This window comes from Polynucleobacter sp. JS-JIR-II-50 (assembly GCF_018687895.1).
Classification (GTDB): domain Bacteria; phylum Pseudomonadota; class Gammaproteobacteria; order Burkholderiales; family Burkholderiaceae; genus Polynucleobacter.
The window spans coordinates 435,259-446,950 of sequence record NZ_CP061307.1; the positions used below are offsets into that span (position 1 = coordinate 435,259).

General features: G+C 46.6%; 11 protein-coding genes. 7 read left to right on the forward strand and 4 right to left on the reverse strand.

Translation table 11 applies throughout. The features are described 5' to 3' along the window. Positions 1-10: 10 nt before the first annotated feature. Both FD963_RS02400 and FD963_RS02405 read right to left on the reverse strand, forming a co-directional pair. A complete protein-coding gene (locus FD963_RS02400; RefSeq protein ID WP_215362782.1) occupies positions 11-1,702 on the reverse strand; it encodes a glycosyltransferase family 39 protein in 1,692 nt (563 codons plus the stop codon). Next, positions 1,702-2,079, reverse strand: a complete 378-nt coding sequence (locus FD963_RS02405) for an Mth938-like domain-containing protein (protein WP_215362783.1) — start codon at positions 2,077-2,079, stop codon at positions 1,702-1,704. Before FD963_RS02405 ends, FD963_RS02400 begins: the two co-directional genes overlap by 1 nt. A gap of 79 nt (positions 2,080-2,158) precedes the next feature. Between FD963_RS02405 and FD963_RS02410 the strand changes: the two genes are divergently transcribed. From FD963_RS02410 to oxlT, 7 genes are all read left to right on the forward strand, one after another. Beyond that, the gene (locus tag FD963_RS02410; RefSeq protein ID WP_215362784.1) at positions 2,159-3,415 is read left to right on the forward strand and encodes a pyridoxal phosphate-dependent aminotransferase; all 1,257 of its coding nucleotides are present in this window, start codon (positions 2,159-2,161) and stop codon (positions 3,413-3,415) included. Next, positions 3,412-4,722: a homoserine dehydrogenase gene (locus FD963_RS02415; RefSeq protein ID WP_215359431.1), complete on the forward strand. Its 1,311-nt coding sequence runs from the start codon at positions 3,412-3,414 to the stop codon at positions 4,720-4,722. Before FD963_RS02410 ends, FD963_RS02415 begins: the two co-directional genes overlap by 4 nt. Positions 4,723-4,741: 19 nt before the next feature. Further along, entirely contained in the window at positions 4,742-6,184 is a 1,443-nt protein-coding gene (thrC, locus tag FD963_RS02420) for a threonine synthase (protein ID WP_215362785.1), read from the forward strand. 39 nt (positions 6,185-6,223) lie between these two features. Beyond that, a complete protein-coding gene (glp, locus tag FD963_RS02425) occupies positions 6,224-7,462 on the forward strand; it encodes a gephyrin-like molybdotransferase Glp (protein WP_251367267.1) in 1,239 nt (412 codons plus the stop codon). An 18-nt stretch (positions 7,463-7,480) separates the two neighbouring features. Further along, a complete protein-coding gene (gene moaD / locus FD963_RS02430; RefSeq protein WP_215362786.1) occupies positions 7,481-7,738 on the forward strand; it encodes a molybdopterin converting factor subunit 1 in 258 nt (85 codons plus the stop codon). 1 nt (position 7,739) lies between these two features. Next, positions 7,740-8,195, forward strand: a complete 456-nt coding sequence (moaE, locus tag FD963_RS02435) for a molybdopterin synthase catalytic subunit MoaE (RefSeq protein WP_215362787.1) — start codon at positions 7,740-7,742, stop codon at positions 8,193-8,195. 182 nt (positions 8,196-8,377) lie between these two features. Then, entirely contained in the window at positions 8,378-9,646 is a 1,269-nt protein-coding gene (gene oxlT, locus FD963_RS02440; RefSeq protein WP_215362788.1) for an oxalate/formate MFS antiporter, read from the forward strand. A 100-nt stretch (positions 9,647-9,746) separates the two neighbouring features. Here oxlT and ggt read toward each other — a convergent pair whose 3' ends face one another. After that, positions 9,747-11,345: a gamma-glutamyltransferase gene (gene ggt, locus FD963_RS02445; protein WP_215362789.1), complete on the reverse strand. Its 1,599-nt coding sequence runs from the start codon at positions 11,343-11,345 to the stop codon at positions 9,747-9,749. 70 nt (positions 11,346-11,415) lie between these two features. Then, positions 11,416-11,685, reverse strand: a complete 270-nt coding sequence (locus FD963_RS02450) for a GIY-YIG nuclease family protein (protein WP_215362790.1) — start codon at positions 11,683-11,685, stop codon at positions 11,416-11,418. Between the last annotated feature and the right edge of the window lie 7 nt (positions 11,686-11,692).

Below are 11,692 nucleotides of genomic sequence, written 5' to 3' on the forward strand. Positions count from 1 at the left end.
GTGTTCTATATTACCGCGCTGGGGTCGGTGTATCGGGATGTTTCACAATCACTCTGCGAGAGTCGCGATCGACTTCCTGCATGGGGAAGTTCTGGGCCTTTAACGTCTCAAATTGCTCTGGAACCATCATGGCATAGGCCGTTTGATCTTCTTGCCAGCGGGTAATAAAGGCTTCTAAGGTCGGCATCCAAAGCTCTGGCTCTTGATTGACTCCAAACTCGAGTTCATCAGGAGATTCCACCATGATCATGGTTCTGCCTAAGTAGAAAGGCATGGTGTGATCTAAAAGACGCACTGAATAGAAATTCACTTTTTCTGGAATAGAGGCTTTGACTCGCTCTACCAGGTCGATGCCCGATACAGCGCGACCCAAAGTCTCATGACCTGTTCCTGCGATGATGGCGCACAGAAAGAAACCACCAGCAAAACTCACAATACTTTGAATGCCATTGCGCTTGCTTTGCCATGCTGCGTAAGCGCTAAAACTGACAAGTGCTACTAATGCAGCAATCACCCAATAGGTATATTGCGCATAAGCTTCAATCTCATCAGGTCTTGCTTGTTTGCCAATGGCATCTAAAAAGAAAAATCCAACACACCCCAAAATTGCAAAGCAAAGTGTCTGTAATTTCCATGGTAATGCCATAGTGTTGGTGTGACCAAGTAAGCGATCTAAACGATTACCAATAATTAAAGCGAGCGCTGGGAAAACGGGGATGATGTAGCCAGGCAATTTGGAGTGAGACATACTAAAGAATGCAAAGATCACAGCAAACCAGCAGACTAATAACCAGCTCGCTGAGAATTCGCGACGGCGCTCGCTCCATGCTTGTGCAAGTCCCCCGGGGACCTGAAGAATCCAGGGGAGCAGTCCGATCACGAGTAGCGGCGCAAAATAGTAAACGGGGCCAGTTCTGCTGTGATCATCTTGTGTGAAGCGCTGTAGATGCTCATGAATAAAGAAAAACTCTAGGAACTCAGGATTGCGTTGCGCTACCAATACAAACCAAGGAGCAGTGATAGCTAAGAATAAAATAGTTCCACTAAATAAGCGTAAGCGCGTCCAGATTTTCCAGTCCCATGTACTAATGGAGTAAGCAATAAATACCATTGCAGGAATCGCTGCGCCAATAACGCCTTTGGATAGTGTTGCTAGCGCCATAAAAATCCAGCAAGCCCACATCCAGTTGCGACAGTTATTTTTGTTATGGGAAGTTTGTGCAAGTAAGAGGCTACATAGAGCTGCCACTAAAAATGAGGACAAGCCCATGTCGAGCGAATTGAAGTGACCACTAATAACCCACATCGGGCTTGATGCCAATACAACAGCAGCCAACCAGCCTGCTCTAGCGTTAAAGATGCGCGCACCAGTAAAGCCGACCAAAAGAATAGTTAGGAAACCCGTTAGCGCTGTCCAAAGGCGCGCTTGCCAATTGCCAATACCAAAAGCTTGAAAAGCGGCGGCTGTTGCCCAGGCTTGAAGAGGGGGTTTTTCAAAATACTTGTAACCGTTGTAGCGAGGGGTTATCCAGTCACCGGTAACCAGCATTTCTCGGGCTATCTCAGCATAGCGGCCTTCGTCGGATGGGATGAGGTGACGGTAATTAAGAGTGCCAAACCACAGCAGGGCATAAATGATGGCCAGCAGCAAAATCTTGCCTGGATGCAGGGCTGAAGACTGCCGGATGTGGCCAAATTGCATTAAGTGGGTTCCACAATCAGGGCTAGAACGACCTGACGGCCTTCGCCGACAAGGATGTTGTAGGTGCGGCAGGCAGCCTGGGAATCCATGATTTCAAAGCCAATTTTGGCCTCAATCAAAGATTTAAGGAGCTCTGGCTTGGGAAAGCGTTGGCGGCTACCGGTCCCAATCAGGATTAATTCTGGTTCTAAATCAACCATTTGCGCGAAATGACTGGCTTCTAAGCTGTCAAATGTTTGCGCAGACCAGTTAGAGATGGCGCCGTCGGAGCTGAGCAGGACCGCATGGTCGTAAGGGATCTTATTGATCTCTACGTAGCCATCGCCATAGCCAGTGATCGTATTTGCTCCGGAATGGGGGTCAGATTGAAGCTTCAAGTGGACTCTCTGTCATAATTATGTGGATTATAGCTAGCTGTTTTTTCTCATATTTCAAGAACTTACCCTTAAATTTATTGTGAAACCGATCCTAAAGTCCCAAAAGCTCAATAACGTCTGTTACGACATACGTGGGCCGGTGCTTGAGCTTGCTCAGCGCATGGAGGAAGAGGGCCACAAAATCATCAAATTAAACATCGGAAACGTAGGGGTTTTCGGTTTTGATCCGCCTGAAGAGATTCAGTTGGACATGATTCGCAATTTAAGCAATGCCTCAGCTTATTCTGATTCCAAGGGAATCTTTGCTGCGCGCAAAGCCATCATGCAGTATTGCCAAGAAAAGGGCATTCAAGGCGTAACCTTGGATGATGTTTATACCGGTAATGGTGTATCTGAACTCATCGTTCTGTCGATGAACGCACTCTTAAATGATGGCGATGAGGTTTTAGTCCCAACTCCAGATTATCCGCTTTGGACTGCTGCAGTTAGTTTATCGAGCGGCACACCGGTCCACTATCTTTGTGATGAATCCAAAGAGTGGGCGCCAGACTTAAACGATCTCCGTAAAAAAATTACACCGCGTACCAAAGCGATCGTGGTGATCAATCCAAACAATCCTACTGGTGCGATTTATTCCAAAGAAATACTGCTGGAATTAACGCAAATTGCTCGTGAGCATGGTTTGATTTTGTTTGCTGATGAAATCTACGACAAGATGTTGTACGACGGCGAGAAGCATCTCTCATTAGCCTCTTTGTCTACAGATGTAGTCATTATTACCTTCAATGGCCTTTCCAAGAATTACCGTTCCTGCGGCTACCGCGCTGGCTGGATGGTGGTTTCAGGCGATAAAGAAATGGTCCGAGACTATATCGAAGGCCTCAATATGCTGGCCTCAATGCGCTTGTGTGCGAACGTGCCAGGTCAGTATGCGATTCAAACTGCATTGGGCGGTTACCAAAGCATTAATGATTTAGTTAGTGAGGGTGGTCGCCTTGCAAAGCAACGTGATCTTGCGTGGAAGCTCATTACCGATATTCCAGGTGTCACTTGCGTGAAACCAAAATCCGCTTTGTATTTATTTCCAAAGCTAGATCCTGAGGTTTATCCAATTGAAGATGATCAGCAATTTGTAGCCGATCTTTTGAAAGAGGAAAAAGTATTGTTAGTGCAGGGCTCTGGTTTCAACTGGGGCAAACCTGATCACTTCCGCGTAGTGTTCTTGCCTCACGAAGATGTGCTCAAGGAAGCTATTAGCCGCCTTGCCCGTTTTCTGGAGCGTTATCGTAATAAGCACAGCCGCAAGGCTTCTTCAACTGCAGCAAAGGCATCATGAAACCGATTCAAGTAGGTCTGTTAGGTATTGGCACTGTTGGTGGTGGCGTATTCACTGTTCTCGAGCGTAACCAAGATGAAATTACTCGTCGTGCAGGGCGCGGCATTCGCATTAATACAGTTGCTGATTTAAATGTAGAGCGTGCCAAAGAATTGGTTAAAGACCGCGCACAAGTGGTGAGTGATGCCCGTGCCGTGATCAATAACCCAGAGATCGACATCGTTGTTGAGCTTATTGGTGGTTATGGCATTGCCAAAGACTTAGTTCTTGAAGCTATCGCTGCCGGTAAGCACGTGGTTACAGCTAATAAAGCATTGATTGCTGTTCACGGTAACGAAATCTTTAAGGCGGCGCATGCTAAAGGCGTGATGGTTGCCTTTGAAGCTGCCGTAGCCGGTGGTATCCCCATTATTAAAGCCTTGCGTGAAGGCTTAACAGCAAACCGCATCGAATGGATTGCGGGCATCATTAATGGCACAACCAATTTTATCTTGTCAGAGATGCGCGACAAAGGTTTGGATTTCGCAACAGTGCTTAAAGAGGCGCAACGCCTAGGCTATGCAGAAGCGGATCCTACTTTTGATATCGAAGGTGTTGATGCTGCTCATAAAGCGACCATCATGAGTGCGATTGCATTTGGCATCCCTATGCAGTTTGAAAAAGCACACATTGAAGGCATCACTAAATTAGATGCAATTGATATTAAGTATGCAGAGCAATTGGGCTATCGCATTAAGCTACTTGGTATCGCAAAGAAAACTTCAACAGGCGTTGAGCTACGCGTGCACCCAACCTTAATTCCCTCTAAGCGCTTGATTGCCAACGTTGAAGGTGCCATGAATGCCGTGCAGGTATTTGGCGATGCCGTTGGAACAACTTTGTACTACGGAAAAGGTGCAGGCTCTGAGCCAACTGCTTCCGCAGTGATTGCTGACTTAGTGGATATCACTCGTTTGCTAAGTGCTGACGCCGAACATCGCGTACCGTACTTGGCCTTCCAGCCAGATGCTGTGCATGACACACCAGTGCTCCCTATTGGTGAGATCACGACTAGTTACTATCTGCGCTTGCGTGTAGCTGATCAGGCCGGTGTATTGGCTGACATCACTAAGATTTTGGCATCGCATGGCGTTTCCATTGATGCGCTCTTACAAAAAGAAGCTGATGAGGGTGAAAGTCAAACTGATTTGGTAGCTTTAACCCACGAGACCAAAGAAAAGAACATGCTTGCCGCGATTAAAGAGATTCAGAATCTCAAGACGGTTGCTGGTGAAGTTGTGAAGATCCGTTTAGAAAATCTGTCTTAAGTAAAACCCAGCAAAATATATGCGTTACCAATCTACTCGTGGCAATAGCCCGCAACAATCCTTCTTAGAAATTTTGCTAGGTGGATTGGCGCCTGATGGCGGCTTGTATTTGCCTACTCAGTACCCACAAGTCACTGCAGCCCAGCTAGATGCTTGGCGCAGCTTGTCATATGCCGACCTTGCTTATGAGGTATTGAGCCTATATTGCGACGATATTCCTGAGACAGATTTACGTGCAATCTTGCGTAAAACGTATACAGAGCAGGTTTACTGCAATGGTCGCGCACAAGATAATGCCAAAGACATTACGCCTTTGCATTGGTTGGGGGAAGAACAGGGAACCCGTATCGGTCTATTGAGTCTTTCAAATGGTCCAACCTTAGCTTTCAAAGATATGGCCATGCAATTGCTAGGTAATCTTTTTGAGTACGCCCTAAAGAAAAAAGGTCAGCAGCTTAATATTTTGGGTGCTACTTCTGGTGACACAGGTAGTGCTGCTGAATATGCGATGCGTGGCAAAGAGGGTGTGAAGGTATTTATGCTTTCACCGCGTGGCAAGATGAGCGCCTTTCAGTCAGCACAAATGTATTCTTTGCAAGATCCCAATATTTTTAACTTAGCAGTAGCTGGCGTCTTCGATGACTGCCAGGATATTGTTAAGGCAGTTAGCAATGATCATGCTTTTAAAGCGAAGAACCAAATTGGTACCGTGAACTCCATTAACTGGGGTCGTGTAGTTGCTCAGGTGGTGTATTACTTCCAAGGCTACTTGCTAGCAACTAAGTCTAGTAATGAGAAAGTATCATTCACTGTTCCTTCGGGTAACTTTGGCAATATCTGCGCAGGCCATATTGCTCGCATGATGGGTTTACCTATTGAGCATTTGATTGCCGCAACAAACGAAAATGATGTGCTCGATGAGTTTTTCCGCACTGGTGTCTATCGTGCGCGTAAGTCTGCTGAGACGTTGCATACCTCTAGCCCATCAATGGACATCTCCAAAGCAAGTAACTTTGAGCGTTTTGTATTTGATTTCATGGGTAAAGATGGCAGGGCTACTGCAGCCATGTTTAAGCAAGTTGATGAAGCAGGCGGTTTTGACATCTCGAAAGATGCTGTCTTTAAAGAGCTTGGTAAATACGGCTTCCAATCTGGCCGTAGCACCCATGAGAATCGCCTAGAAACTATCCGCGATATTGATAAACGCTACGGCATCATGATTGATACACATACCGCTGATGGCGTGAAAGTAGCTCGCGAGCATTTACAAGCCGGTATTCCAATGATTGTTCTCGAGACAGCCTTACCTATCAAGTTTGAAGAAACGATAGAAATTGCTTTAGGTCGTCCAGCAGAATGTCCGCCAGCATTTAAAGATATTAAATCTAAGCCACAGCGCGTAGAAAATATCGATGCCGACGTGAATCAAGTTAAAGCATTTATTACTACACATCTAAGTTAATTCTTAACTTAGAAAATTTAAGCAATAAATAATCACCCTATGACAAAGCCACCGATGTTGACTGCGCAGCAGGCTTTAGATCACCTACTTTCCCATGCTCAAACTATTGGTGAGAGTGAGAAAGTTGCTATGCAGGCCGCTTTAGGCCGGGTGCTCGCTGAAAACGTCAATAGCCTTGTTGATGTACCTCCACTCGATAACACTGCGATGGATGGATATGCGGTTCGCTCTGCTGATGCCGCCACTCCAGGAAAGTCACTCAAGATTGCTCAGCGCATTCCGGCTGGATCGATGGGAATCCCGTTGGAGTCTGGCACAGCCGCTAGAATTTTCACGGGAGCTCCTGTGCCTCCTGGTGCGGATGCAGTCGTGATGCAAGAGGATTGCACGCTAGAGGGTGAAGGCGGTCAAGTGACTATCAATATCGCTCCAACAGCGGGCCAGTGGATTCGTCGCAGAGGCGAAGATCTCACTGCTGGCAAAACTGCTCTTACTGCAGGTACTTTCTTGCGCCCACAAGAGTTAGGCGTAGCTGCTTCAGCGGGTTTGACTCACTTAAGCGTTAAACGTCGCGTCAGGGTGGCCGCCTTTTTCACTGGCGATGAATTGGCCCTGCCTGGTGAGTCATTAAAACCGGGCGGCATTTATAACTCCAATCGTGACACTTTATTAGCCTGCCTCAAATCTTTAGGTTGTGATGCAACAGACTTAGGCATCGTTCCAGATCGTCTGGATGCGACACGCGGTGCATTACGTAAAGCCAGTAAGGATCACGATTTAATTATTACCTCTGGCGGCGTCTCGGTTGGCGAAGAAGATCACATTAAGCCGGCAGTTACTGCTGAAGGAAGATTGGATCTCTGGCAGATCGCGATTAAACCAGGTAAGCCATTGGCATTTGGCGCGGTCCGTAAATCAGATCAATCTAAAGATGGCGAAGCCTGGTTTATTGGGTTGCCTGGCAACCCTGTATCCAGCTTTGTTACCTTCTTATTATTCGTTCGCCCTTTTATTCTGAAGTTACAGGGCCGTGAGGCTAAGCAGCCCCATTCTTATCTCATGCGTGCAGATTTTGATTGGTCAAAAGCCGATCGTCGTAATGAGTTCTTACGTGTCAAGGTGAATGAGCAGGGCGGCTTAGATTTATTTCCTAACCAAAGCTCAGGTGTTCTTACTAGCGCCTCCTGGGGTGATGGCTTGGTAGATTGCCCACCAAACCAGCCAATTAAGGCTGGTGACCTTGTGAAGTACATCCCTTTTGATGCATTCCTCAAATAATCGGTTTACGATTACTTTATGAAGCTCGAATTACGATTCTTTGCCTCACTTCGTGAAGCGCTTGGTGTCTCGCAAGAGAGCATCACCATTCCTGCAACAGTCAAAACGATTGCTGAACTTAGGGCTCACCTTATCGAGCGCGGCAATCCCTGGGTTGAAGTATTGGCGGATGGCAAAGTCTTGCGTTGTGCGTTGAATCAGCACATGGTTGATGCAGGCACTCCATTGCAAGATGGTGCTGAAGTAGCCTTCTTTCCTCCGGTGACTGGGGGTTGATATGCCAATCAAAATCCAAGAAAGCGATTTTGATGTCAGCGCGGAAATAGCGGCATTACGCAAAGGTGATCCACGAGTAGGTGCAGTAGTTACTTTCTTGGGCACCGTGCGAGATATGAATGACGGTAGCCAAGTAAAGGGTATGACGCTTGAGCATTACCCTGGTATGACTGAGAAGGCGTTACAGGAAATTCTGGATCAAGCCAAAGCGCGCTGGGATATTTTCCAATCACTGGTGATTCATCGTATTGGGCCTTTATTGCCCGAAGATCAAATCGTATTAGTGGCAGTCACCAGCGCACACAGAGGTGAAGCATTTTCTGCCTGTGAGTTCATCATGGACTACCTTAAGACGGCAGCCCCCTTCTGGAAAAAAGAAGACACCTCAGAAGGGGCTCGCTGGGTTGATGCCCGCGTTACCGATGAAGCTGCAATGGCTCGTTGGAAGTTGACCTAATTTCTTTTTCTTTGCCAGATTGGGTCCTTATTTAAGGTTTTTATTGGTGCATCAAGCCGCATCAAAATAAGCGTTTATGCACCATCCAAGGGAATTCCTTAGTAATTACCCGCAAATTTAGATCAAAATACATGTACAAAAGTATTTAGAAATTTTGATTAAACAATAAACGGGAGATTCATATGACTTCAGCTGTAATGGGTGCGGAAAGCACCAGTAAGAACCCCCTCAAGTCGAAGTGGGTGCAATTGGCTTTGGGCGTGATTTGTATGATGTCCATTTCTAGTCCGCAATATGTATGGGCTTTATTTACCAAGCCAATCATGGGTCAGCTCGGCGTTACGTTGACAGAGTTGCAAATAACATTTTCGATCTTGATTGTGTTGCAAACTTTCTTTTCGCCATTTCAGGGTTACTTAGTTGATAAATTTGGCCCTCGCCTTTTGTTATCCATTGGTACCATTCTGACGGGCGCAAGCTGGGTTCTTTCGGCTAACCTTACTACCGTATCTCATCTTTACATCACCTACGGCGTTTTAGGCGGCTTGGGTACCGGCATTGTTTACATCGGCGTTGTTGGTTTGATGGTTCGCTGGTTTCCAAATAATCGTGGATTCGCAGTTGGTATGGTTGCTGCTGGTTATGGCATTGGTGCGTTGCTTACTACCTTCCCAATCTCTGCTAGTTTGACTGAGACAGGTATTCAGGGCACGTTGACATTCTTTGGTTACATCATTGGCGCTGTTGGACTATTGGCTGCGCAAGGGATCCGCGTGCCTCACGCTGATCGCGTGCAAACGGCTGATCAAAGAGAGGCCGCTGCAACAGGAGTTGCTCCAAAGACAATGTTAAAGACACCAGTATTTTGGTTGATGTTTTTGATGATGTCCATGATGTCTACATCAGGTTTGATGGTGATCTCTCAAATGGGCGCATTTGCAAAAGACTTTGGCATTACATCGGCTATGGTTTTTGGTATGGCCGCCTTACCTTTGGCCCTAACAATTGATCGCGTTACCAATGGCTTAACTCGACCAATATTTGGTTGGGTATCTGATCGTATCGGACGTGAATACACCATGACAATTGCTTTTGGTTTAGAAGCAGTTGCTATGTTTGCTTGGGTAATGACACGCTCAGATCCTGTCATGTTCGTATTACTCTCAGGTATTGTGTTCTTTGGTTGGGGTGAGATTTTCTCTTTATTTCCATCTACTTTGACTGATACTTTTGGTCAAAAGCATGCAACTACAAACTATGGTTTCTTGTACATGGCTCAAGGCGTTGGTTCTATTATCGGCGCACCAGTTGCAGCCTATATTCATGGCGTGACTGAAAGCTGGATACCAGTATTTGCCATCATGATCGTATTGGATGCTACTGCAGCTATCCTGGCATTCTTCGTGCTACGCCCAATGCGTGCTAAGTATTTGAAGACACGTACTGCATAAGTGCTAACTCAGTGGTAATTTGAAATTCGAAGTTAGAAAAAAGGCTACCAACTTGGTAGCCTTTTTTAATGCCGTCTAATTGTTACTAAATTGCCCAATATTAGAATGAGCTCACAGCTCCATCACTTCTAGGATCCCATCCACCTTGTAGTGTTCCCGATGGATCGCGAATAATGCAGCCTGCATGACCAACGGTTTCATCAAAGGCGTCTAACATTTCAATTTCATGGCCTAAAGCATGAAGTTCTTTCGCGACTTCTGGACCAAAGCGTGATTCTAGTTTTAAGCTATCACTCGTTTGCCCCCAGGTGCGGCCAAGCAACCAGCGTGGGCGACTAATAGCATCCTGTGGATCGAGGCCATAAGTTGCTGTACGAGTAAATACTGCGCACTGGGTTTGTGGTTGACCATCTCCACCCATCGTTCCATAAACCATTGAGCGACCATCTTTAAATAAAGCCATCGCTGGGTTAAGAGTGTGGAAAGGCTTGCGATACGGCTCAAGGTGATTGAGTGTATTTGGATCGAGAGAAAAACTGCAACCGCGGTTTTGCCAGTTGACACCTGAGGTGGGAAGCACAATGCCTGCGCCAAACTCATGATAGATGCTTTGAATGAAAGAAACGCAATTGCCATCGCCATCAATCACGCCCATCCAAATAGTATCTGCAGGACCTTTGCCTTGGCCCCATGGAAGGGCTTTATTAGGGTCAATATTCTTGGCTAATTTTTTCAGGAATGCAGGTGACAAGAAAGATTGCGCATTCTTTGTCATATACGCAGGGTCTGTCACAAACTGATCGCGAATCTTAAATGCTTGCTTAGTGGCTTCAACGCAGTGATGAACGTATTCTGGGCTATCTACTTTGAAGCGTTTTAAGTTCAGTTGATCCAAGATGCCAATAATCATCAATGAGACTACGCCTTGTGTGGGCGGTGTCATGTTGTAGACATTACCCAAGCTATGTTTGAGCTCAAGAGGGTCTATGAGTTTTGCCTTGTGACGGTGCAGGTCATCCAATCTCAGTGGACTGCCTAACTCAGCGAGTTCTTTTGCTAGTGATTCAGCCAGTTCGCCACGGTAATAATCATCCGTCCCTTTTTCGGCAATCTGACGCAAGGTTTTGGCAAGACGCTCTTGCTTAAAGATGCTGCCGACCGCAGGTGCTTTGCCATTTACTAAAAAAGTCTCTGCGAAGCCTGGGATTGGGCTCAGTTCCTGACGCTTCTTTTCTGTAAGGCTGGATTGGCTAAAGGTAACCGGTGTGCCAGCTTCTGCATAGTGAATCGCATCAGCTAACAGGCGTGAAAGTGGTAGTTTGCCGCCTAGTCCTTGCTTGGAGAGTTGGTGTGCTGCGCCCCAACCAGAAATAGTCCCGGCAACGGTATTAGCCGCTACTGCACCGCGAAATGGAATGGCTTTAGTAATGCCGCGTTCTGCATACCATTGTTTAGTGGCCAATCCAGCAGCTGCACCACAGGCGTCAATTCCACCCATGGCCTTTCCAGGAGAATGAACCACCCAGAAAGAATCTCCGCCTATGGAGTTCATATGAGGGTAGACCACAGCAATGGTTGCAGCAGCGGCAACCATTGCTTCTAGGGCATTGCCCCCTTCACGTAAAACAGCTAAAGCAGATTCTGATGCTAGAGAATGTGGCGCTACCGCCATTCCTCTGGTTCCCCATTTTGGTTGCATGATTGTTGTCCGGTTAAATAATTGGTTTTGTTATGGCTATATTGTATTGCTGGCTCATAGATTGCTCTGACTAACTACGCCCAGTTTTGGTGGTGTTCTCAATCTCAAAAAAAGCGAGTTTTTTAGACCTAGGTAAACGCTTTAAGCGGAGTTCGGCTTTAGAGGCCTCAGAACGGTCGGAGTGCTCTTGTGTTGCTAAGAGGGCAACAGGTGTGCGGGACCTTGTGTAGCGCGCGCCTTGCCCTGAGTTATGGGCTTCCAGGCGATGCTCAAGGCGGTTCGTGATGCCAGCGTAATAGCTGCCATCAGAGCACTCTAGAAGGTAAACAAGCCAGGTCAAAATAAGG